At 67.7% G+C, this 23279-nt stretch carries 20 protein-coding genes and 2 pseudogenes; 18 read left to right on the plus strand and 4 right to left on the minus strand.

The annotated features are described in order from the left end of the window. Positions 1 to 28: 28 nt before the first annotated feature. Positions 29 to 961 (minus strand): TauD/TfdA dioxygenase family protein, encoded by a 933-nt coding sequence (locus AU187_RS19485; protein WP_059167204.1) that lies wholly within the window; start codon positions 959 to 961, stop codon positions 29 to 31. Between the two features lie 134 nt (positions 962 to 1095). On the opposite strand from AU187_RS19485, the gene AU187_RS19490 reads away from it, so the two are divergent. The 8 genes and pseudogenes from AU187_RS19490 (at position 1096) to AU187_RS19525 (ending at position 10897) form a co-directional block, all read left to right on the plus strand. Continuing rightward, positions 1096 to 1743, plus strand: a complete 648-nt coding sequence (locus AU187_RS19490) for an ABC transporter permease (protein ID WP_059167205.1) — start codon at positions 1096 to 1098, stop codon at positions 1741 to 1743. Next, positions 1740 to 2927 carry an ABC transporter ATP-binding protein gene (locus AU187_RS19495; protein WP_059167206.1) on the plus strand — a complete coding sequence of 396 codons (1188 nt, stop codon included), beginning with the start codon at positions 1740 to 1742 and terminating at the stop codon, positions 2925 to 2927. Before AU187_RS19490 ends, AU187_RS19495 begins: the two co-directional genes overlap by 4 nt. Next, positions 2924 to 3694, plus strand: a complete 771-nt coding sequence (locus AU187_RS19500; RefSeq protein ID WP_059167207.1) for an ABC transporter permease — start codon at positions 2924 to 2926, stop codon at positions 3692 to 3694. Before AU187_RS19495 ends, AU187_RS19500 begins: the two co-directional genes overlap by 4 nt. Beyond that, on the plus strand, positions 3691 to 4662 hold the full coding sequence (locus AU187_RS19505) for a glycine betaine ABC transporter substrate-binding protein (RefSeq protein WP_059167208.1): 972 nt from the start codon (positions 3691 to 3693) through the stop codon (positions 4660 to 4662). Before AU187_RS19500 ends, AU187_RS19505 begins: the two co-directional genes overlap by 4 nt. 63 nt (positions 4663 to 4725) lie before the next feature. Next, the gene (locus AU187_RS19510; RefSeq protein WP_059167209.1) at positions 4726 to 6183 is read left to right on the plus strand and encodes a flavin-containing monooxygenase; all 1458 of its coding nucleotides are present in this window, start codon (positions 4726 to 4728) and stop codon (positions 6181 to 6183) included. Between the two features lie 265 nt (positions 6184 to 6448). Further along, positions 6449 to 10054, plus strand: a complete 3606-nt coding sequence (gene cobN, locus AU187_RS19515; RefSeq protein WP_059167210.1) for a cobaltochelatase subunit CobN — start codon at positions 6449 to 6451, stop codon at positions 10052 to 10054. 61 nt (positions 10055 to 10115) lie between these two features. Beyond that, positions 10116 to 10496 (plus strand): annotated as a pseudogene (locus AU187_RS19520) (PPOX class F420-dependent oxidoreductase). Between the two features lie 2 nt (positions 10497 to 10498). Continuing rightward, the gene (locus AU187_RS19525) at positions 10499 to 10897 is read left to right on the plus strand and encodes a PPOX class F420-dependent oxidoreductase (RefSeq protein WP_059167211.1); all 399 of its coding nucleotides are present in this window, start codon (positions 10499 to 10501) and stop codon (positions 10895 to 10897) included. Here the strand turns inward: AU187_RS19525 and AU187_RS19530 are convergent. Beyond that, entirely contained in the window at positions 10881 to 11588 is a 708-nt protein-coding gene (locus tag AU187_RS19530; RefSeq protein WP_059102190.1) for a dienelactone hydrolase family protein, read from the minus strand. The two genes, AU187_RS19525 and AU187_RS19530, sit on opposite strands and share 17 nt — an antisense overlap. Positions 11589 to 11635: 47 nt before the next feature. On the opposite strand from AU187_RS19530, the gene AU187_RS19535 reads away from it, so the two are divergent. The 4 genes and pseudogenes from AU187_RS19535 to AU187_RS19550 form a co-directional block, all read left to right on the plus strand. After that, a complete protein-coding gene (locus tag AU187_RS19535) occupies positions 11636 to 12148 on the plus strand; it encodes an FxsA family protein (protein WP_059167212.1) in 513 nt (170 codons plus the stop codon). Continuing rightward, a complete protein-coding gene (locus AU187_RS19540; RefSeq protein WP_059167213.1) occupies positions 12149 to 13747 on the plus strand; it encodes an amidohydrolase in 1599 nt (532 codons plus the stop codon). It abuts the gene before it with no gap. Further along, positions 13740 to 15380 (plus strand): apolipoprotein N-acyltransferase, encoded by a 1641-nt coding sequence (gene lnt / locus AU187_RS19545; protein ID WP_059167214.1) that lies wholly within the window; start codon positions 13740 to 13742, stop codon positions 15378 to 15380. The genes AU187_RS19540 and lnt overlap by 8 nt, the downstream gene beginning before the upstream one ends. Beyond that, positions 15368 to 16129 (plus strand): annotated as a pseudogene (locus tag AU187_RS19550) (polyprenol monophosphomannose synthase); the annotation flags it as partial. The gene lnt and the pseudogene AU187_RS19550, both read left to right, overlap by 13 nt. A gap of 37 nt (positions 16130 to 16166) precedes the next feature. On the opposite strand, the gene rbpA reads toward AU187_RS19550, so the two are convergent. Further along, positions 16167 to 16502, minus strand: coding sequence for an RNA polymerase-binding protein RbpA (gene rbpA / locus AU187_RS19555; RefSeq protein WP_059102195.1), 336 nt, complete (start codon positions 16500 to 16502; stop codon positions 16167 to 16169). 136 nt (positions 16503 to 16638) lie between these two features. Between rbpA and AU187_RS19560 the strand changes: the two genes are divergently transcribed. From AU187_RS19560 to AU187_RS19580, 5 genes are all read left to right on the plus strand, one after another. Continuing rightward, positions 16639 to 16968 (plus strand): hypothetical protein, encoded by a 330-nt coding sequence (locus AU187_RS19560; RefSeq protein ID WP_502687778.1) that lies wholly within the window; start codon positions 16639 to 16641, stop codon positions 16966 to 16968. 280 nt (positions 16969 to 17248) lie between these two features. Further along, positions 17249 to 18070: an ABC transporter permease gene (locus tag AU187_RS19565; protein WP_059167216.1), complete on the plus strand. Its 822-nt coding sequence runs from the start codon at positions 17249 to 17251 to the stop codon at positions 18068 to 18070. After that, the gene (locus tag AU187_RS19570; RefSeq protein WP_059167217.1) at positions 18067 to 18789 is read left to right on the plus strand and encodes an ABC transporter ATP-binding protein; all 723 of its coding nucleotides are present in this window, start codon (positions 18067 to 18069) and stop codon (positions 18787 to 18789) included. The genes AU187_RS19565 and AU187_RS19570 overlap by 4 nt, the downstream gene beginning before the upstream one ends. 26 nt (positions 18790 to 18815) lie before the next feature. Then, positions 18816 to 19829 (plus strand): ABC transporter substrate-binding protein, encoded by a 1014-nt coding sequence (locus AU187_RS19575; RefSeq protein WP_059167218.1) that lies wholly within the window; start codon positions 18816 to 18818, stop codon positions 19827 to 19829. A gap of 18 nt (positions 19830 to 19847) precedes the next feature. Further along, positions 19848 to 20945, plus strand: coding sequence for an LLM class flavin-dependent oxidoreductase (locus tag AU187_RS19580; protein ID WP_059167219.1), 1098 nt, complete (start codon positions 19848 to 19850; stop codon positions 20943 to 20945). Between the two features lie 25 nt (positions 20946 to 20970). On the opposite strand, the gene AU187_RS19585 is transcribed toward AU187_RS19580, so the two are convergent. Continuing rightward, positions 20971 to 21654, minus strand: coding sequence for a hypothetical protein (locus AU187_RS19585; protein WP_059102200.1), 684 nt, complete (start codon positions 21652 to 21654; stop codon positions 20971 to 20973). Between the two features lie 71 nt (positions 21655 to 21725). On the opposite strand from AU187_RS19585, the gene AU187_RS19590 reads away from it, so the two are divergent. Beyond that, positions 21726 to 23246 carry a carboxylesterase/lipase family protein gene (locus AU187_RS19590; protein ID WP_059167229.1) on the plus strand — a complete coding sequence of 507 codons (1521 nt, stop codon included), beginning with the start codon at positions 21726 to 21728 and terminating at the stop codon, positions 23244 to 23246. Positions 23247 to 23279 lie beyond the last annotated feature (33 nt).

Here is a 23279-nt window from a genome sequence, read left to right on the forward strand (position 1 = left end):
CCCGCAGCGCTACGGACCGAAGTCGTCGTCAGCTGGCCAGCGCCCCGATCCCGAGGGGGTTGACCACTTCGGAGTACGTCGAGGCGTCGCCGACGACGGAACGGCTGCGCCGGCCGTGGACGTCGACCGGGACGTCGCCGGCCAAAGTGATGCGGTTGAGCCGTCGATACTGGTCGTCGTAGTCAGCGACGGCGTAGTGCTGCGTCGCGCGGTTGTCCCAGAGCGCGATGTCACCGGGCCGCCAGTTCCAGCGAATGGTGTGCTCGAGCTTGGTGATTCGCTTCTGCAGCAGATCGAACAATGCCGCCGACTCCGTCGAGCCGAGCCCCACGAACTTCTCGACGAAGTGGCCGAGCAGCAGCACTCGCTTGCCGGTTTCGGGGTGCACGCGGACCACGGGATGCTCGGTTTCGTAGCGGTCTGAGACGAATTCCTCACGGTAGGAACGCTGTTCGGCGGTAGGCGCCGAGTCCGGCTCGTCGTGCAGTGACGCGTAATCGTATCGATTGGTGTGCACCGCCCAGAGGCTTTCGGCCAACGCGCGCAACGATGCCGGAAGGCGGTCGTACGCGGCCTCGGTGGACGCCCACGTCGTCGTGCCGCCGTATTGCGGCAGGGTGACGGCCCGCAGGACCGATGCTTTCGGTATCCGATCGACAAACGTGACGTCGGTGTGCCAGCTGTTCGCCTTGTCGTAGCGGGAATCGATGGGCAGCAACCGGTCCCCGCGCGAAGTCACCGTCGGGTGGGCGGTCGTGGGGGTGCCCAGCGCCCGCGCGAAGGCGAGCTGCGCGTCGTCGTCGACGTTGTACTGATTACGGAAGAAGACCACTTTGTGTTCGAGCATCGCGGTATTGATCGCGTTCGCGGTCTCCGGATCGATCCCCTTACCGAGATCGACACCGTCGATGTGGGCGCCGATGTGGGCGCCGAGCTTTATCACCCGCAGAGATGACGGCACGTGGGTAACCTCCAGACGATGCGCGAATCAATTCGCTACGTTCGCCGTCCGAACGTGCGAGGACAACCTTTCGACTCAGCGCGAATCGAACCGGGCGCGGTTTCGGTCCCATCAAGATCGGGTAGGGCAGCCCCGTGAGGGCACTGTGGGACTACGTCACCGCCCATTACGCGCAGTTGATGTTCGACTCGTACCAACACCTCAGCGCGGTCGTCCAGAGCGTTCTCATCGCGACGGTCCTCGGGGTGGCGGTCGGCGTGCTGACCTACCGCAACCCGCTGGCAGCCAACCTCGCGACCGCGACGTCCAGCGTGATTCTGACCGTGCCGGCATTCGCGCTGCTCGGCCTGCTGATCCCGCTGTTCGGGCTCGGGGTGGTGCCCAGCATCGCCGCCCTGGTGCTGTACTCACTGCTGCCGATCGTGCGCAACACGATCGTCGGACTCAACGCGGTCGATCCCGCGCTCACCGACGCGGCGCGGGGGATCGGGATGAGCCGGCTCGACACCCTGGCCCGGGTGGAACTGCGGCTGGTGTGGCCGTCGATCCTGTCCGCGATGCGGATCAGCACGCAGATGTCGATGGGCGTGCTGGCCATCGCCGCCTACGTCAAGGGGCCCGGCCTGGGCAACCTGATCTTCACGGGCTTGGCCCGCGTCGGAAGCCCGACCGCGGTCCCGATGGCGTTGACCGGGACGCTGCTCATCGTCGTCCTAGCACTTGCGCTGGACGCGATTCTCGTGCTCGTCGGGCGTCTCACCACCTCGAAAGGCATTCGATGACAACGCAATCCGCCCCCGAGAACACCGAATCGCACGGTAGCACCGGTGTGCGCATCGTGCTCGACCACGTGTCCAAGGTCTATCCCGGTGCAGACCGCCCCGCGGTGGACGACGTGTCGCTCGACATCCCCGCCGGCGAGATCGTGGTTTTCGTCGGTCCGTCGGGCTGTGGCAAGACCACGATGATGCGGATGATCAATCGGCTGTCCGAACCGACATCGGGCAAGATCATGATCGGCGAAAACGATGCGTTGTCGATCCGGCCGACGGACCTTCGCCGCTCGATCGGCTACTCCATCCAACAGGCGGGCCTGTTCCCGCACATGACGATCCGACAGAACGTGGGACTGGTGCCCGGACTTCTGCGCTGGGACCGCAAGCGCATCGCCGAGCGTGTCGACGAACTGCTCGACATGGTCGGTCTGGAACCTGCGCAGTATGCCGGTAGATATCCGCGTCAACTGTCCGGCGGGCAGCAGCAGCGCGTGGGTGTCGCGCGTGCGCTGGCCGCCGATCCTCCGGTTCTGCTGATGGACGAACCGTTCGGCGCGGTCGACCCGATCACGCGCAGCACGTTGCAGGACGAACTTCTGCGGCTGCAAGGCGAACTGCGCAAGACGATCGTCTTCGTCACCCACGACTTCGGCGAGGCGGTCAAGCTCGGTGACCGGATCACCGTGCTGGGCAATCAATCCAAGGTGCTGCAGTACGATACGCCGCAGAACATCCTCGCAAGTCCCGCGGACGACACGGTCGCCGGATTCGTCGGTTCTGGCGCATCGCTGCGCCAACTCGGCCTGATGCGGATCAAGGACGTCGAGTTGCGACCGCATCCTTCGGTGCGCCAGTCGGATTCGATCGACGAGGTGCGAAACAGTCTGGCCGACAGTGAGTTCGACTGGGTCGTGGTGCTCGACGAGCGGGACCGCCCGGTCAGCTGGGTACGGGAGAGCAGCCTCGCCCACGCCACCTCGCTGGCCGATGCCGCCGAATCGCTCGACGTCGTGAGCACACAGTCGACGTTGGAGGACGCGCTGGAGGCGATCCTGGCCGAACAGCACGCCTCGGCCGTGGTGACCGGCGCGGGCAGCCGGTACGAGGGTGTGGTCACGCTCGACACGCTGATCGACACGATCACCTGGCTGCGGGCCTCGGCGGAGGCGAGCATGGACGGGCAGCCGTGACCGCCGTCGCGGACACTGCGCAGTCGGCCCGCGCCGACCCGGGCGAGCGCAGAAGGCTGCTCATCCAACCGGTTCTGGTGCTCATTGTCGCTGCGGCCGTGGTGTTCTGGGCGTTCAACCGCGACCTGACCGCCACGCAGCAGGAGAACATCAACCCCGGCAACATCGCGACGCTGATCTGGCAGCACCTCCTGATCACGGTTGCGGTCACCGCGATCGTGCTCGTCGTCGGTGTCCCGCTCGGTGTGCTCGTCACCCGTCCGGGAGCCAGGCTGTTGCGGCCGGTGTTCATGGGCGTGGCCAATGTCGGGCAGGCCGCGCCGGCGATCGGTCTGCTGGTGTTGCTGTTCCTGTGGACCGGTAGGACCGGATTTTGGATCGGGGTGCTGCCGATCGCCCTGTACTCGCTGCTGCCGGTGCTGGCCAGCACCATCCTCGGTATCACTCAGGTGGACCGATCGCTGGTCGACGCCGGACTGGGACAGGGCATGTCCCGCCGCTCGGTGCTGACGCGGGTCGAGATGCCGCTGGCGATTCCCTACATCCTAGCCGGCCTTCGAACCTCGCTGGTACTTGCGGTGGGCACCGCGACGTTGTCGTTCCTCGTCAACGCCGGCGGGCTGGGCATACTCATCGACACGGGATACAAGCTGCAGGACAACGTGACCCTGATCCTGGGCAGTGTCCTGGCGGTGTGCCTGGCCCTGCTGGTCGACTGGTTCGGAGGACTGGCCGAGTTCTACCTCAACCCCAAGGGCCTTCGATGATCCGCCGCAGGATCGGCGCCGCGCTGGCCTGCGCGCTGCTGCTGGCCGGTTGCGGTCTCGGTGCGGGTGGCGCGGTGCCGCTGAAGGTCGGACCTGGTTCGATTCAACCTCACCCTGCGCTGGAAGGCGTGCCAATCACGGTGGGTTCCAAGGAATACACCGAGCAGGTGATCCTCGGGTACATCCTCGAGTACACCTTGGTGGCGGCCGGTGCCGACGTGCGCGACCTGACCGGCATCGTCGGCTCACGCAGCACCCGGGAAGCGCAGTTGTCGGGTCAGGTCGACGTCGCCTACGAATTCACCGGCAACGCGTGGATCAACTATCTCGGCCACGAGAAGCCGATTCCCGACAGCCGCGAGCAGTTCGAAGCGGTCCGCGAGGAGGACCTGGCCCGCAACGACATGGTCTGGTTGAAACCCGGGCCGATGGACGACACATATGCGTTGGCGGCCAGCCGGGCGGTGGTCGAGCGGACCGGGGTGCGAACCCTGTCGCAGTACGCAGACCTGGTCAGGCGAAACCCGTCCGCGGCCCGCACCTGCGTCGACACCGAATTCCGCGCCCGCCAGGACGGTTACCCGGGGATGGCGGCGGCTTACGGGTTCGACCCCGCGCGTGCGCAGACGCCGGTGCTGCAGGTCGGCATCATCTATCAGGCCACAGCGGACGCGACGCAGTGCGACTTCGGTGAGGTGTTCACCACCGACGGCCGCATCGCGGCGCTCGATCTCGTCGTGCTGACCGACGACAAGCAGTTCTTCGCCCACTACAACCCCTCGGTGACGATGAAACGTGCCTTCTACGAGGCACATCCACAGATCGCCGAGGTGACGGCGCCAGTCACGGCGGCGTTGACCAACGACGCGATCATCGAGATGAACAAACAGGTCGACGTCGAGGGTCGCGACCCGAGCGTGGTGGCGCGCGACTGGATGGTGGCACAGGGCTTCGTGACCGCGCAATAGCGGCGATCGCGTCAATAATTGCGCGGTACCGGCGTACTCTTTTCTCTCGCCGAAGGAGGCCTCATGGCAGAGAAGCGCGCGGTCAAGGTCGCGATCGTCGGTGCCGGCATGTCAGGCATTTGCATGGCGGTCAAATTGCAAGAGGCGGGCATCGACGACTACGTCATCTACGAGGCGGCTGATGACGTCGGTGGAACATGGCGCGACAACACCTATCCGGGGCTCACGTGCGATGTGCCGTCGCGCTTCTACTCGTATTCCTTCAGGCCCAACCCGGACTGGTCGCATCTGTATTCTCCAGGCGGCGAGATACATTCGTACTTCAGCCAGGTCGCCGTCGAACGGGGCATCCGCCCGCACATCAGATTCGGCACGGCCGTCGAGTCGGCACGCTACGAGCGCGGGCGGTGGGTGGTCAGCACTGCCGACGGCGACGAGGAGTTCGACGTTCTCGTCACCGCGACCGGTGTGCTGCGGGTGCCCAAGACCCCCGACATACCTGGACTCGAGACGTTCGGCGGCGCATGCTTTCACTCTGCGCGGTGGGACCACTCGGTGCGTTTGGAGGACAAGCGAATAGGCCTGATCGGCACCGGCTCGACCGGTGTTCAGATCACCGCCGAACTCGGTGGGAAGGTGCGAGAACTCAGCGTTTTCCAGCGCACGCCGCAGTGGGTGTTCCCCGTGCCCAACCTCCGCTATTCGGAGCTGACCAGGAAGGTACTGCGTCGGTGGCCGAAACTGTGCATGATCGGATACCGGTTCTGGCAGAACGCTTTCGAACGCTTCCCCGCGCGCGCGGTCGTCGAACCGGGCTGGCAGAGACGGGTGATGGTGGCGTTGTGCCGGCTGAATCTGCGCCTTTCCGTGCGGGATCCAGAACTGCGGGCCAGGCTCACTCCGGCGTATCACCCGATGTGTAAGCGCCAGGTGTTTGCGGGCCACTACTACCAGGCATTGCAGAAGCCCGGCGTCCGGCTCGTCACGGAGGCAATTCAGAGTGTCGAGCCACGAGGCGTGGTCACCGCCGACGGCAAGCTGCATGAGCTCGACGTACTCGTAATGGCGACCGGCTTCGACGCGCGCGCCTATGTCCGGCCGATGACCATCGTCGGGGCTGCGGCGCTCACGCTCGACGAAGCCTGGGCCGACGGCCCGCACGCTTACCGATCGGTGGCCGTCCCCGGATTTCCCAACATGTTCATGCTGATGGGCCCGCATTCGCCGATCGGAAACCAGTCGCTGGTGATCATCGCCGAGCACCAGGCCGACTACGTCGTGCGGTGGATCGACCAGATCCGCGCCGGTGAAGTCTCGGCCGTCGCACCCACCGAGGTGGCCACCAAGGAGTACAACGAGGACATGAAAGCCGCCATGCCACAGACGGTCTGGGTAACCGGATGCAACAGCTGGTATCTCGGCAAGGACGGCCTGCCTGAGCTGTTTCCTTGGCGGCCCGAACGCCACCGCGAGCTGCTTCAGGCGCCCGACGTCGCCGACTTCGAGGTTCGCACCGGCTGAGAAGTGACGGCCGTCACATCGACGGATCGAGTGATCCGTGCCACACACAACGGTCACAAACGCGCGCTGACGTCGTAAGTTCCGAGTTACTGCACGCGTGTGCAGTAACGATGTCTGGAAGGAACGACGATGTTCGAACTCATCGTTTTCGGCGCTCTTCTGGTTGTGCTCGTCGCCGCGCTCGGGCTGCCGTATCCGCAGAGCACCTATGGCCGCTGGAATCGGCGCTGACCCGTCGGTGACGGGCGTGGGGTAGTAATGGTGGGTGGCTCAGCCGTTTCGCAACCCCACCGTTCTCCTCCTGTCCACCTCTGACACCGACCTGATCACCGCTCGTTCCAGCGGTGCGCGGTATCGGTGGGCCAACCCGTCCCGGCTCGTCGACGGCGACCTCGAGGACCTGCTTCGTGACGCCGACGTCGTGGTGGTTCGAATCCTCGGCGGATACCGCGCATGGCAGGACGGCATCGACACGGTGGTGGCCAGCGGGGTGCCGACCGTCGTGGTCAGCGGTGAACAGGCGCCCGACGCCGAACTGATGGGCCACTCGACGACGCCCGCGGGCGTTGCGCTGCAGTCGCACGTCTACCTGGCCCAGGGCGGTGTGTCGAACCTGCGAAATCTGCACGCGTTCCTGTGCGACACGCTGCTGATGACCGGTTTCGGCTTTCACCCTCCGGAGGCCACCCCGAACTGGGGCGTGACGCACCGCGACGGCGGCTCCGACGACGGCCCCACGGTGGCGGTGCTGTACTACCGCGCCCAGCATCTCGCGGGCAACACCGCGTACGTCGATGCGCTGTGCGGGGCGATCGAAGAGGCCGGGGGTCGTGCCCTGCCGGTTTTCTGCGCATCGCTGCGCACCGCCGACGCGGAACTGCTCAAACTGCTGGGCACCGCCGACGCGCTCATCACGACCGTGCTCGCCGCGGGTGGTGCGACCCCGGCATCCGTATCGGCCGGCGGCAGCGACGACAGCTGGGACGTCGCCCATCTGGCGGCCCTCGACGTCCCGATCCTGCAGGGTCTGTGTCTGACGAGCTCGAGGTCGGACTGGGCCATCAATGACGACGGGCTCTCACCGCTGGATGTCGCGTCACAGGTGGCGGTGCCGGAATTCGACGGCCGGATCATCACCGTGCCGTTCTCGTTCAAGGAGATCGACGACGAGGGCCTGATCTCCTACATGCCCGATCCAGAGCGCTGCGCCCGCGTCGCCGGGCTCGCCGTGCGGCATGCGCGGCTGCGGGCGATCCCGGCCGCCGACAAGCGGATCGCGGTGGTGTTCTCGGCCTACCCGACCAAGCACGCCCGAATCGGCAACGCCGTCGGCCTCGACACACCGGCCAGCGCGGTGCGCCTGCTGCGCGCGATGCGCGAGCACGGTTACCGCATCGACGACGCCGACGGTGCCGGCGACGTCGGCACGATCATCGCCTCCGGCGATGGTGATGCGCTCATCCACGCACTGATCGAACGTGGCGGCCAGGACCCCGACTGGCTCTCCCAAGGTCAGCTCGAGGGCAACCCGATTCGGGTGTCCGCCAAGGACTATCGCGATTGGTTCGCCACGCTGCCCGCCCAGCTGGCCGACGCGATCGTCGAGCACTGGGGCCCGCCGCCGGGGGAGTTGTTCGTCGACCGCAGCGCCGACCCGGACGGCGAGATCGTGATCGCCGCACTGCAGGCGGGCAACGTCGTGCTGATGGTCCAGCCACCGCGCGGGTTCGGCGAGAACCCGGTCGCCATCTACCACGACCCGGACTTGCCGCCCAGCCACCACTACCTGGCGGCGTACCACTGGATCGACACCACGTTCGGCGCTGATGCGATCGTCCACCTGGGCAAGCACGGCAACCTGGAGTGGTTGCCGGGCAAGACGCTTGGCATGTCGGCGGCGTGCGGTTCCGACGCCGCGCTGGGCAACCTGCCGTTGATCTACCCGTTCCTGGTCAACGATCCGGGAGAGGGTACGCAGGCCAAGCGCCGCGCGCACGCCACCCTCGTCGACCATCTGATCCCGCCGATGGCCCGCGCCGAAACCTACGGCGACATCGCGCGTCTGGAACAACTGCTCGACGAGCATGCCAATGTCTCGGCGCTCGATCCCGGCAAGCTGCCCGCGATCCGCCAGCAGATCTGGACGCTGATGCGCGCGGCGAAGATGGACCACGACCTCGGGTTGCAGGAGCGGCCGGAAGAGGACTCGTTCGACGACATGCTGCTGCATGTCGACGGCTGGCTGTGCGAGATCAAGGACGTCCAGATCCGCGACGGGCTGCACATCCTCGGCCAGGCGCCCGGCGGCGAGGAAGAACTCGACCTCGTGCTGGCCATCCTGCGGGCCCGGCAGTTGTTCGGCGGCGAACAGACGGTGCCCGGACTGCGACAGGCGCTCGGCCTGGCAGAGGACGGCAACGACGAGCGCACCGCCGTCGACGCCGCCGAGGCCCATGCCCGTGAACTCGTTGCAGCACTGCAGGATTCGGGATGGAATGCCGATGTGGTCGATACGTTGACCGACAACGCCGACGTCGCTGCCGTGCTGCGGTTCGCCGCCACCGAGGTGGTGCCCAGGCTGGCGGGCACGGCCGAGGAGATCGTGCACATCCTGCGGGCGCTCGACGGGCGCTTCATCGCCTCGGGCCCGTCGGGTTCACCGCTGCGCGGTCTGGTCAACGTGCTGCCCACCGGGCGCAACTTCTACTCGGTGGATCCCAAAGCGGTGCCGTCCCGACTGGCGTGGGAAACCGGTGTGGCGATGGCTGATTCGCTGCTGGAGCGCTACCGCAACGACTACGGTGACTGGCCGCGGTCGGTCGGCCTGTCGGTGTGGGGCACGTCCGCGATGCGAACCGCCGGTGACGACATCGCCGAAGTCCTTGCATTGCTGGGTGTACGACCGGTGTGGGACGAGGCCTCGCGGCGCGTGGTCGATCTCGAACCGATTGCGCTCGCCGATCTCGGCAGGCCGCGCATCGACGTCACGGTGCGCATCTCCGGGTTCTTCCGCGACGCGTTCCCGCATGTCGTCACGATGCTCGACGACGCCGTATCGCTCGTCGCGAACCTCGACGAACCCGATGCGGACAACTTCGTCCGCGCCCACGCCCAAGCCGACCTTGCCGAGCACGGCGACCAACGCCGCTCCACCACAAGGATTTTCGGCTCGAAACCGGGCACCTACGGCGCAGGCCTGCTGCAGCTGATCGACAGCCGCAACTGGCGCGACGACGCCGACCTCGCCGAGGTGTACACCGCCTGGGGCGGCTTCGCCTACGGCCGCGGGTTGAACGGAGCCGCCGCCAGTGATGACATGAGCCGGCAGTACCGCCGGATCGCGGTCGCCGCGAAGAACACCGACACCCGAGAGCACGACATCGCCGACTCCGACGACTACTTCCAGTACCACGGCGGCATGGTCGCCACCGTGCGGGCGTTGACCGGGAAATCGCCGGCGGCCTACATCGGCGACAACACTCGTCCCGACGCCGTGCGGACCCGCACCCTTTCGGAGGAGACCACCCGGGTGTTCCGCGCCCGCGTGGTCAACCCGCGCTGGATCAACGCCATGCGAAGGCACGGCTACAAGGGCGCCTTCGAGATGGCCGCCACCGTCGACTACCTGTTCGGCTACGACGCCACCGCCGGCGTGATGGCCGACTGGATGTACGAGCGGCTGTCGGCGGAATACGTACTCGACGACGAAAATCGCAAGTTCATGGCGGAATCCAACCCGTGGGCCCTGCACGGCATGGCCGAACGGTTGTTGGAGGCCGCCGACCGCGGCATGTGGGCAGCTCCGGAGAAGGCCACCCTCGACGGATTGCGCCAGGTGCTACTGGAGGCCGAAGGCGATCTCGAGGGCTGATCCGAGCGGTGACTTCGCGCTCTGTGCGCGGAGCCGGCGGCGGCACAGTATCTTCGGTGGCGTGGCTGCCACCTTTGCTGATGTCTCGAAGTCCGAATACATCCTGCTCACGACGTTCACCAAGGATGGGCGGCCCAAGCCGACGGCGATCTGGGCGGCGTCCGACGGCGACGGGCTGGTGGCCATCACGCAGGAAAAGTCGTGGAAGGTCAAGCGGATTCGCAACACGCCACGGGTGACCATCGCGCCGTGCGACGTGCGCGGCAATCCGAGAGGTGAGCCGGTCGAGGCCGTCGCGACGGTGCTGGACTAGTCGGCCAACGGCGCGACCTACGACGCGATCGGCAAGCGCTACGGGCTGCTGGGTAGGACCTTCAACTTTTTCTCGAAGCTGCGCGGGGGAATGAAGAACAACGTGACCATCGAGATCAAGCCCCGGTGACCATGGCCGACACCTTCGATGACATCGCGAACTCGAAGTACATCCTGCTGACGACGTTCACCAAGGACGGTAGGCCCAAGCCGACGCCGATCTGGGGCGCTCCCGACGGCGACAAGCTGCTGGTCATCACCGACGACGGCTCGTGGAAGACCAGGCGCATCGCCAACACGCCGCGGGTGACCATCCAGAAGTCCGGCGTGTTGGGCAAGCCGAAAGGCCAACCTGTCGAGGCCGTCGCCCGGGTACTGCCGAAATCCGAAACCCGCCGGGTGTTCGACCGGGTGACCAAGCGTTACTGGTACCACGCGTGGTGGTGGATCCCGCAGGCGCTGTTTCGCGGCGGCATCGACAAGGTCCACATCGGCATCGAAATCGAGCCGGCCATCACGCCCGCGGGGTAGCCGCCAGGTGCTCGCCGAAGAACGAGAACACGCGATCCCAGGCGTCGTTCGTGGCGGCCTCGTTGTAGCCGAAGCCGGTGATCCGCAGCAGCGGTTGCGCCGGCAGCTTGTTGGCAAAGCTGTGCCCGGCATCCTGATAGACCTTGATGTCAGCGGGGATGCCCTTGTCCTGCACCACTTTTCGGAGCTTGTCTGCGGCCCCGATCCCCGCCGGGTCTCGCCGGCCGAAACTGGCGACGATCGGGCACGCCCCGGTCAGCGTCTCGTCCAACGGGCGGGGCAGCGGTGTGCCGTAGAACGGTGCCGACGCGCCGAACCCCTTCGGTGACATCACCAACGCGAACTGTCCGCCCATGCAGAACCCCGCGATTCCCACGGCACCCGTGCACTGCGGCATCGCGAGCACGTGATCGCGCGCGGCCAGCACGTCGTCGAGCGCGCGTCCGCGTTTGGTGAGCAACTCGCGGAAGACCCGCGTGATGCAGCGCGCCCGACCGCCGCGCGAGTACAGATTCGGGGAGATCGCGAGAAAACCCGCCGCGGCCACCCGCGCCGAGATCGCCTCGTTGTCCGGGCCGTAGCCGATTGCGTCGTGCACCACCACCACGGCAGGCCACGGCCCCGGGCCGTCCGGAACACCGAGCAACGCGTCGATCTGGCCGTCCGGGGTATCGATCTTGATCGTTGTCACGTCGCCAATCTACGGAACCGATCGGGTCGTCCGGACGTTTACCGCGTATGGCAATGCGGCTGTTCCTGATCTATGTGGTCATCGAGATCGCGGTCGTGGCGGCGCTGGTGTCGACGATCGGCGTCGGCTGGACGCTGCTGCTGTTGCTCGCGACGTTCGTGCTCGGCTTCGTCCTGGCCGGATCGCAGGTGAGGCGTCATCTCGGCCGGCTGCGCAGCGGCCTGACACCGTCGAACCTGCACGGAGCCGCCGCCGACAGCGTGCTGGTCGCGCTCGGCACGGTGCTCGTCGTGATCCCGGGCCTGGCCAGTTCGGTGGCCGGAGCGGTGCTGCTGATCCCCGCCACCCGGGCGGCGGCCCGCCCGCTGGTGACCGCACTCGCCGCGCGCCGGATGCCGCTGATCACCGCGGGTGTCGCGGGCTACGGCGCGGCCAGGACGCGGCGGGACTACATCGACGGTGAGGTTGTCGACGTCGTCGACGTCGAACCGCCCGCGGTGGAGCCCGCACCCCGCACCGCCCCGCCCCGCACCGCCGAGGGGCGTGAGAACCTCCCGTAGGTGACAACCCTTCTGCTCAACGGGCGGGTCTACAGCCCCGCCATGCCCGACGCCACGGCACTCGCCGTCCGCGACGGTGTGATCGCCTGGCTGGGCAGTGACGACGTGGGGCGCGGCCAATTCCCCGACGCGCGGGTCGTCGACCTCGGCGGCGCATTCGTCGCGCCCGCTTTCGTCGACAGCCACATCCACCTCACCGCCACCGGGCTTTCGCTGTCCGGGCTCGACCTGCGGCCCGCCACCTCGCTGCGACACTGCATGCAACTGCTCGGCGAGTACGCCCGCGCCACTCCCGATGATCCGATCTGGGCGCACGGTTGGGACGAGTCGAACTGGCCCGAACGCATCCCGCCCAGCACCGAAGACGTCGATTCGGTCGTCGGTGACCGGCCCGTCTATCTGGCGCGGGTCGACGTCCACTCGGCCGCGGCGTCCACGGCGCTGCGCCGGCTGGTGCCCCACCTGCCGGAGGCGCCCGGCTTCGCCCCGCAAGGACCGCTGACCGGCGACGCGCACCATCTGGCCCGCGCCGCCGCTCGGGCACGGCTGACCCCTGAGCAGCGCGCTCGCGCGCGATCGGCGGCGCTGAGCGCGGCGGCAGCGTCGGGCATCGTCGCGGTGCACGAATGCGCAGGACCGGACATCGGCGGCCTCGACGATTGGGACGAGATCCGCGCCCTCGAGCACGGCGTCGAGATCGTCGGGTACTGGGGCGAAGCGGTCACCACCGCCAGTCAGGCGCGCGAGCTGATCGAGCGCACCGGGGCCCGCGGGCTGGCGGGCGACCTCTTCGTCGACGGGGCGCTCGGGTCGCGCACGGCCTGGCTGCAGCGGCCGTACGCCGACGCGCCCGACTGCTCTCCCGGACTGACTGGCAACACCTACCTGGACCGCGAGGCCATCGCGGCTCACCTGCACGCCTGTACGGAGGCGGGCATCACGGCCGGTTTCCACGTGATCGGTGACGCGGCCGTCGCCGCGGTGGTCGAGGCGTTCGAGTCCGTCGTCGCGACGCTCGGCGCGCCCGCTGTCGCCCGGTGCGGGCATCGGCTCGAACACCTGGAGATGGTCACCGAAGAGCAGGCGCGCCGGCTCGGCGCATGGGGCGTGCTCGCCAGCGTGCAGCCGAATTTCGATGCGCTCTGGGGCGGTGAAACCGGGATGTACGCCCAGCGGCTCGGCGCCGACCGCGCCAGGTCATTGAACCCGTTCGCGCTGTTAGCATCCCAAGGCGTGCCACTTGCGTTCGGCTCGGACAGCCCGGTCACTGGCATGGACCCGTGGGCGACGGTGCGCGCAGCGACGCGTCACCGGACACCGGGAAGTGCGTTGTCGCCTCGGGCGGCGTTCGCGGCGCTCACTCGCGGTGCCTGGCGGGCCGCCGGGGTGCGGGACGGGGTGACGGGCACCCTCGTTCCCGGCGCGCCGGCGTCGTATGCGATCTGGGAAGCCGACGAACTCGAGGTGAGCGCCCCGGCCGACGCGGTGCAGCGCTGGTCGACCGACCAGCGGTCGCGGGTGCCACCGCTGCCCCGGCTCGACGGCCCGTCGCCGCGGTGCCGGCAGACGGTCCATCGGGGTGTCGTCCTCCATGGTTGAAAACGATTCCAGGGCACGGCGGTTCAGTCGTGCTGTGGTGGATCGGCTACCGCAGCTCGGTGTGGCCATAGTCGCGGGGCTGCTGTTGTGCCTGAGCTTCCCGCCGTTCGGCTGGTGGTATCTGGGGTTCGCCGCGTTCGCGCTGCTGGCCTGGGTGCTGACCCGCGAAACCACAACGGTGCGAGGTGGATTCGGGTACGGCTTCGTGTTCGGTGCGACGTTCTACCTGCCGCTGCTGCCGTGGGTCGGCGCGTTCGTCGGCCCGGTACCGTGGATCGGATTGTCGCTGGTGCAGGCGCTGTTCCCCGCGCTGTTCGGCGCCGCCGCGGTGGCGGTGCGCAGGCTGGCAGGCTGGCCGCTGTGGTTCGCCGGGCTGTGGGCGGCGCAGGAGTGGCTCAAGTCGACGGTGCCGTTCGGCGGGTTCCCCTGGGGCGTCGTCGCCTACGGCCAGACCGAGGGTCCGCTTCGGTCGATCGCACAACTGGGCGGGGCGCCGCTGCTGTCCTTCGCGGTCGTGCTCGTCGGGTTCGCGTTGGCGGCAATGGTTTTGGAGGTGGTGCAGTGGTGGAGTCGTGATAGCGGACGCAACTCCGCGCCGCCCGCTGTGGTGGTGCCGGGTGTGTGCATCAGCGTGGTGCTGCTCGTCACCGCGTTGACGTGGCCGCACGTTCGCCAGTCCGGTGTCGGCGCCGGCGACGACAGGTCGATCACCGTTGCGGTCGTGCAGGGCAACGTGCCCCGGCTCGGGCTGGACTTCAACGCCCAGCGGCGCGCCGTGCTGGACAACCACGTCCGCGAGACGATGCGGCTGGCCGAGGACGTGCGTGCCGGGCGGGCGCCGCAGCCACGGTTCGTCGTCTGGCCGGAGAACTCCTCGGACATCGACCCGCTGGCCAACCCCGATGCGCGCGAGCTGATCTCCAGCGCCGCGGCGGCCATCAACGCGCCGATTCTGGTCGGTGGAGTGGTCGAGGCTCCCGGCGCCAGTCCCGAAAATCCCACCTCGACGAACTCGGTGATCGTGTGGAATCCGGGTACCGGACCCGGCGAGCGTCACGACAAACAGATCGTGCAGCCCTTCGGCGAATATCTGCCGTGGCGCGGCTTCTTCCGCCATTTCTCGAAGCATGCGGATCGCGCCGGGTACTTCATTCCGGGCGACGGCACCGGGGTGGTGCACGCCGCCGGTGTGCCGGTGGGGGTGACCACCTGCTGGGAGGTGATCTTCGACCGGGCACCCCGCGAGGCGGTGCGCAACGGCGCGCAACTGCTCGTGGTGCCCTCCAACAACGCGACCTTCACCGAGTCGATGAGCGAGCAGCAGCTCGCGTTCGCTCGCCTGCGCGCGATCGAACACGACCGCTACGTCGTGGTGGCGGGGACGACCGGAATCAGCGCGATCATCGCCCCGGACGGGCGGGAGCTGGCCCGTACCGCGTTCTACGAGGCGGCCTACCTTGACGCCGCGGTGCGCCTGAAAACGCAGCTCACGGCGGCAACCCGGTGGGGTCCGCTGGTGGAAGGGCTGCTCATCGCGGTCGGCGTCGGAAGCCTGTTCGCCGCGATGCTGCACAATGGTGGCTTTGTGCGTCGTCGAGTGAGCGGCGACAACAAAGGTAGAGGAGCTACATGACGACGGGCCGGGTCCCGGGGGAAAGCCCAAGCCAGCGCACGCTGGTCATCATCCCCACCTACAACGAGCGGGAGAACCTGCCGTTGATCGTCGGCCGCGTCCAGCAGGCGCGGCCCGAAGTCCACATCCTGATCGTCGACGACGGCAGTCCCGACGGCACCGGCGCGCTGGCCGACGAGCTGGCTCTCGCCGACCCGGACCGCATCCACGTCATGCACCGCACCGCCAAGGGCGGCCTCGGCGCGGCCTATCTGGCCGGGTTCGCGTGGGGGTTGAGCCGCGAGTACGCCGTGCTCGTCGAGATGGACGCGGACGGCAGCCACCCGCCTGAGCAGCTGTACCGGTTGCTCGACGCCGTCGACGCCGGGGCCGACCTCGCGATCGGCTCGCGCTACGTGCCCGGGGGAGAGGTGCGCAACTGGCCGCGCAGGCGCCTGGTGCTGTCGCGGACCGCCAACGGCTACTCCCGCATCCTGCTCGGCGTGGACATCCACGACATCACCGCCGGCTACCGCGCCTACCGGCGCGAGGTGCTGGAGAAAATCGACCTGACCGCGGTCGATTCGAAGGGGTATTGCTTCCAGATCGACCTGACCTGGCGCACGATCAACAACGGGTTCGTCGTCGTCGAGGTGCCGATCACCTTCACCGAGCGCGAATTCGGTCAGTCCAAGATGAGCGGATCCAACATCCGCGAAGCCCTGTTCAAGGTCGCGGACTGGGGCATCCGCGGCCGCTTCAACCGCGCCCGCGGGGTCGGCGTCACGCGCTGAGCGTCGCCGAAGGTCAGCCCCGGCGGCGGGCCTTGATGATGTCGAGCCGCTCCTTGAGAAGCTCTTCGAGCTCCTCGACCGATCGGCGCTCCAGCAGCATGTCCCAGTGCGTCCGCGGCGGCTTGGTCTTCTTCGGCTCCGGGGCGTCACCCTCGATGAGGGTGCCCTCCATGCCGTTGCGGCACAGCCAGGTGTGGGGAATCTCGGCGTCGTCGGCGAACGGGACGTCGAACTCCTCACCGTTGTCGGTGCGGTAGCGCGCGACCTGACGCGGCGCCAAGTCGTGGTTGCGGTCGGTCTCGTAGCTCACGGCTCCGAGGCGACTTCCCCTCAAGACACGATCAGCCATCGTCAAACACTCCTCGATCAGCGCGTAAAGATCCGGACAAACAACGCAGCAACACGCTGTGAAGTTCCCGACTCGACCGTCCATGCTACCGGGAATCGCCGGAGGCCGGGATTACAGTCACGCCGTGGCACCCGGGATCAAGAAGCGTCTACGCCCCCAATCATGTCGCTGGTGCGGCCGTGTGGTCGATGACGTGGGGTTGGGCAGGCGCCGGCAGTACTGCAGGCAGTCGTGCCGGCAACGCGCATACGAGCAGCGCAGCCTGATCAAGGGCACCTCGCTGGCCCCCGACGCGGTCGTCCTCAGCCCCGAGGAGGCCGCCGAACTCTCCGACCGGGTCTACCAGGTCAGATGCGCCGCCGAAGACGTCGCGATCGCGGTCGAGGAAGGCGCCGACACCGGCGAATTGCGGGAGCTGTGCGACGCGCTGATACAGGTTGCCAAGGCCGCCGACGGTTGGCGATGACCAATCGGCCGCGCTGGTAGTCCACCGCGCCTTCGAACCGCCGGGTCGCTCGATCAGGGCTGGGCGGAAATCCCGAGCAAGTTGTGACCGCAGGGTTGGGCGGGCAACCCTGACTACTCGGGCACCGACGACGGCGGCGGCAACAAAGCAGTGGCGGAAGAATGACCCGTTACCAGAGGGGCACGCACCGCCCGCGTAGTTACCGGCAGGGCCGCGTCTTTCCCTCAGCCCGAATGAAAACCTTCAGGCCCGATGCTGCCGCACGTAGCGTCGAGCCACCGTGACCAGTCCAGTAGATCTCGCTGCGCCCAGCGCGCCCGTTGCGCCCGTTCCATCGCCGAATCCCGGCTGGCGGCAACGGAAATGGGATGCGATCAGGCTCGCCTCACCGGTGGTACTGCTGGCGCTGTGGCAACTGGGTAGCGCCGTCGGGTGGATCCCGCAGGACGTGTTGGCCGCGCCGTCGCTCATCCTCGAGGCGGGTGTCGAGTTGCTCCGCAACGGGCAGCTGGCCGATGCACTGCACGTCTCGGGTATCCGGGTGCTCGAGGGTCTGATACTCGGCGGTGTCGTCGGTGTCGCGCTGGGCACGGCTGTCGGGCTGTCCCGCTGGGTCGAAGCGAGCATCGATCCACCGATGCAGATGATCAGGGCGCTGCCGCATCTCGGTCTGATCCCGCTGTTCATCCTTTGGTTCGGCATCGGCGAACTGCCCAAGGTGCTGCTGGTCGCGCTGGGGGTCAGCTTCCCGCTCTATCTGAACACCTTCTCAGCCATCCGCCAGGTCGACCCGAAGCTGTTCGAAACCGCTCAGGTTCTGGGCTTTTCGTTGTGGCAGCGGTTCCGCCGCATCATCGTGCCGAGCGCGGCACCGCAGGTGCTCGTCGGTTTCCGGCAGTCGCTGGCGATCGCCTGGCTGACGCTGATCGTCGCCGAGCAGATCAACGCGGACAGCGGAATCGGGTTCTTGATCAACAACGCTCGCGACTTCCTCCGGATCGACATCATCATCTTCGGCCTGATCGTGTACGCGCTGCTCGGCATCGGCACCGACGGGATCGTCCGCACACTCGAACGACGCGCATTGAGGTACCGCTCATGACATTGACCGCCGCACGAGAACTGGACACCGCGGGCGAACTGCGGCACGTCAACAAGTGGTACGGCGACCATCACGTGCTCGTCGACGTGTCGCTCCGCATCGGCCGCGGCGAGATCGTCGCGCTGATCGGCCGCAGCGGATCCGGTAAGTCGACCGTGCTGCGGGTGCTCGCCGGTCTGTCGACCGGACACACCGGGGAACGAGCCGTGCCGGAGGCACCGGCGTTGGCGTTTCAAGAGCCGCGGCTCCTCCCGTGGCGCAGCGTGCGCACCAACGTGGTCTACGGGCTCACCCGCAGCGGACTGCGCAACGCCGAAGCCCATGCGCGGGCCGAGCGGGCGCTGGCCGACGTGGGCCTCGCCGACCGGGCCGACGCGTGGCCGCTGACACTGTCAGGCGGTCAGGCGCAACGGGTTTCACTCGCCCGCGCGTTGGTCGCCGAGCCGGCGCTGTTGCTGCTCGACGAGCCGTTCGGCGCACTGGACGCGTTGACCCGGTTGAGCATGCGGAAGCTGTTGCTCGATCTGTGGCGTGAGCACGGCTTCGGGGTCCTGCTTGTCACTCACGATGTCGACGAAGCCGTCGCGCTCGCCGACCGTGTCCTCGTCCTCGACGAGGGCCGGGTCGTGCACACCCTGCAGATCGCCGACCCGCGCACGTCGATCGGTGCAGACAACCACCGCATCGAACTGCTCGACCAGCTCGGCGTGCAGAGCTGAACCACCTGCAACCGAGAGGAATTGCCATGCCCAGAGTCATCGCTGCACTCGTACTGCTCGGCGTGCTGCTCACCGGGTGCGTGTCGCGGGAGGAAAGCCCGGTGGCCCAGGAGGCGCCGGCCACCGTGCCGCTGTCCGAACTCGCCGGAGTCACACTCAACGTCGGCGACCAGAAGGGCGGCACCGAGGCGCTGCTACGCGCATCCGGAGCGCTCGACGGTCTGCCGTACGAGATCAACTTCTCGACGTTCACGTCCGGGCCACCGCAGATCGAGGCCGCCACCGCGGGCAAGATCGACTTCGCGATCACCGGTAACACTCCGCCGATCTTCGGTGCCGCCTCGAACGCCAAGGTCAAAGTGGTGTCGGCCTACGACGGCGGTGGATACGGCGACCAGATCCTGGTCCACGTCGACGCGCCCATCCAACGCATAGCAGACCTGCGCGGTAGGAGCATCGCCGTCGCCAAAGGCAGTTCGGCGCACGGACATACGTTGGTTCAGCTCAATCGCGCAGGGCTGAGCGTGTCCGACGTGAAGCTGGTGTTCCTACAGCCCGCCGACGCGTTGTCGGCGTTCACCCAGCGCCGCGTCGACGTGTGGGCGGTATGGGACCCCTACACCGCTGCGGCGGAGACCGATCACGCGGTGCGCAGCATCGCCCGCGCCACCGGCATCACCAACGGCGCGGGGTTCGGCGTCGCGTCCGAAGCCGCGTTGGCCGACCCGAAGCGCAACACCGCATTGAGCGATCTGCTGCAGCGGTACGCCAAGGCAGTGCGGTGGGCCAACGATCACCGCGAACAGTGGGCGAAGCGCTACGGCGAGGAGGTCGGTCTCGATCCCGCGGTCGCCGCGCTGGCGCAGGGCCGCAGCCTGCGGTTGCCCACCGATTTGTCAGACGAGTTGATCGCATCGGAGCAGGAGATGGCCGACCTGTTCGCGGAGTCCGAACAGATCGCGGCCGCACCGGACTTCGCGCGGTGGGTCGACCGCCGCTACACCGATGTGCTCAAGCCCCTGTATCTGGATCGCAATTAATCGCAATTAGGAGTCTCGTTGCCAACCCCCGCCAAGTTCTTCTGGTTCCTGCCCACCAGCGGCGACAGCCGCTCCATCGTCGGCTCGTCGCACGCGTCGTCGCAGCAGACCGTGCCCGCCAACTACCGGCCGCCGTCGCGGCGCTACCTGGCCGAGGTGGCCCGCGCCGCCGACCGCCTCGGCTACGAAGGAGTACTCACGCCAACCGGAACCTGGTGCGAGGACGCCTGGTTGACCGCCTCGGCCCTGATCGCCGAGACCGAGCGGCTGAAGTTTCTGGTCGCATTCCGGCCGGGGCTGACACCGCCCACACTCGCCGCGCAGCAGGCCGCGACGCTGCAGCGGTTCTCAGAGGGTCGTGTGCTGCTCAACATCGTCACCGGCGGCGACAACCTCGAGCAGCGCCGCTTCGGCGACTGGCTCGACCACGACGAGCGCTACGCACGGACGGGGGAGTTCCTCCACATCGTCGACTCGGTCTGGCGTCAACCCTCGGTCGATTTCGAGGGCGAGTACTACACCGTCGCCGACGCACGGGTGTGGGCGCCGCCGGACCCACTGCCGCAGATCTACTTCGGCGGGTCCTCACCCGCCGCGATGCCGATCGCCGCACGGTACGTCGACGTATACCTGACCTGGGGCGAGCCGCCACAAGCCGCGGCGGCGAAGATCGCCCGCGTCCGCAAGCTGGCCGAGGATCGGGGCCGCACCGTGCGATTCGGAATCCGGTTGCACACCATCAGTCGCGACACCTCGGAGGCTGCGTGGGCGGCCGCCGACGAGCTGCTCGCCAGGCTGAGCTCGGAGCAGATCGCCAAAGCCACTGAATTGCATGCGAAATCGGAGTCCGAGGGGCAGCGACGGATGACCGCCCTGCACGGCGGCCGGATCGACCAGCTGGAGATCTACCCGAACTTGTGGGCCGGCGTCGGGCTGGTCCGCGGCGGTGCCGGCACGGCACTGGTCGGCAGCCATGAGGAGGTCGCCAACCTCATCTACGAGTACTACTCGCTTGGCTTTGACGAATTCATCCTGTCGGGCTACCCACACCTGGAGGAGGCGTACTGGTTCGCCGAAGGTGTGCTGCCGTTGCTGAAGCAGAAGGGCGTGGCCTGATCAGTGCGGCGTGAGGCCCCGCCGGTCAGCAGCTGAACTTCTCGCCGGTCTGCGGGGGCGCGGTGACCGGTTGCAGGCAGCCGAACGGTTCGATGCCGGCGTCGCTGAACTTCACTGCGGACCGGTTCGCGTAATTGACGCAGAACAGCCCGACGGGATCGGCACGGCAGCGGTAGTTGCCGAACGCCAAGGTCTGGCCGTACGGCAGCTCGGGACCCTGACCGGCGGTGAACCGACCCGGATCGCCGTGCACGGATCCGACTGTCAGGCTGCTGCCGTCGTAGTCGACCCAGCCGCCCTTCCACTCACCGTAGGCGTCCGCCGGCCGCGGCGGCGGGTCGAGCAAATCCACCAGGCACGCCAGGGCGCCTTCGCTGTAGTCGGCGTCGGTCATGCAGCTGGTCTTGCCGGACGGCGTCGTGAACGCGACATCGTCGCCGAGCTGTGTGGTCTGGCCGTCGCGGGTGGCCGCATGGTACTGCGCGTCATCGGCAGGTTCGCCGGCCTCGATCCAGGCGATGACGGCCCCGACCGGCGCGCCGGGTGCGGGCGGAGCGACGGGCTTGGTCGTGCTCGGCGTGGTCGTGGTGACCGAGGGTGAACTCGCCGAGGGGTCCGGCGGAATCGGCTCGATTCGTTCGGCCTCCCCGCCGGTCGTCGAGGAACATCCCGCTACGAGCACAGACGCGATCAGCACAGCCATTCGCATACGGCCAGGCTAGCGGTCCGACACGCAATCCATGACCAGGCGCGGCGGAAGAGCATTGCTACCGTCGGGTGATGCACGAACACACTGTCCGCGCAACGATCTCCTCCGGCACGGTCGAGGGTTTCACCCGCGATGGGGTGAACCGGTGGCGAGCCATTCCCTATGCCCGCCCGCCGGTGGGTCCGCTGCGACTGCGCGCCCCCCAGCCCGTGCTGCCGTGGCGCGGCGTGCGGTATTGCCACGGATACGGCAACTGTGCGCCGCAGCAACGCATGTACACGATGCTGGCGCCCGGCAAGTACCAGCCGATGAGCGAGGACTGCCTGACGCTCAACGTGGTGAGCCCGAAGAAGCGGTCGGGGGCGGCCCGAAAGTCGGCACTGCCGGTCATGGTCTTCATTCATGGTGGCGGTTACTTCATGGGCAGTTCGGCCACGCCGATCTACGACGGTGCGGCGTTGGCACGCAACGGTTGTGTCTACGTCTCGGTCAACTACCGGTTGGGTGCGCTCGGCTGCCTGGACCTTTCGTCGTTGTCCAACAAGGACGTCACGTTCGACGACAACCTGTACCTGCGCGACCTGGCGATGGCGTTGCGCTGGGTCCGCGACAACATCGCGGTGTTCGGCGGCGACCCCGAGAAGGTGACGATCTTCGGCGAGAGCGCCGGTGCGCACGCCGTGGCCACGTTGCTCGCCGTACCCGCGGCCAAAGGGCTGTTCGCCCATGCGATTTCGGAGAGCCCGGCCGCGGGAATGGTCCGCACCCCGGAGGTGGCGGCCCAATACGCGACGAGGTTCGCGGCGCTACTCGGGGCGGGGGAGCACGACGGCGCCGACGCGGTGATGGCGGCTCGCCCGGCCGACCTGGTGACCGCGTTCGAACGGCTCGTCAGACAGGGGCAGCGCGAGATGCTGGGAGCTTTCGCTGCGGGGCCCACCAGCGGCACCGACTATCTGCCGCTGGACCCGATCGAGGCGATGCGCAGTGGGACGGCGCACCGGGTGCCGCTGATCGTCGGGACGAACGCCGAGGAGGCGCGGCTGTTCGGCCGCTTCCTCAAGCTGCTGCCGATGTCGGAGCCGATGATCGAGCGGCTGCTCGCCGAAACCGAACCCGAAGAGCGCGAACGGATCACAGCGGCGTATCCGGGATATCCGGATCAGAGCGCGTGCATCCAATTCGGCGGCGACTTCGCATTCGGCTCGGCCGCATGGCAGATCGCCGAGGCACACAGCCGCCATGCCCCGACCTACCTGTACCGCTACGACTACGCGCCGCGCCCCCTGCGTTGGTCGGGGCTCGGCGCCACGCACGCCACCGAACTGCTGGCCGTTTTCGACGTGTACCGCACGAAGTTCGGTCGACTGCTCACCGCGGTCGGCGATCGCCGCACCGCGCTGCGCGTCAGCGATGACGTGCAGCACCGTTGGCGCGAGTTCGCCCGCACCGGGATTCCCGGCGCCGACTGGCCTGCCTACACCACCGCCGACCGTGCTGTGCGAGTGTTTGATCAGCGTCCGCGCATCGAGTACGACCCCCATGCCGCCCGCAGGGAAGCGTGGGAAGGCTTCTCGCTGGCCGCGCGATAAGTGGTGGCCCGCCGGGCCCCTGTCACACGGAGG

The sequence above is a fragment of the Mycobacterium sp. IS-1556 genome (assembly GCF_001499985.1).
Taxonomy (GTDB): domain Bacteria; phylum Actinomycetota; class Actinomycetes; order Mycobacteriales; family Mycobacteriaceae; genus Mycobacterium.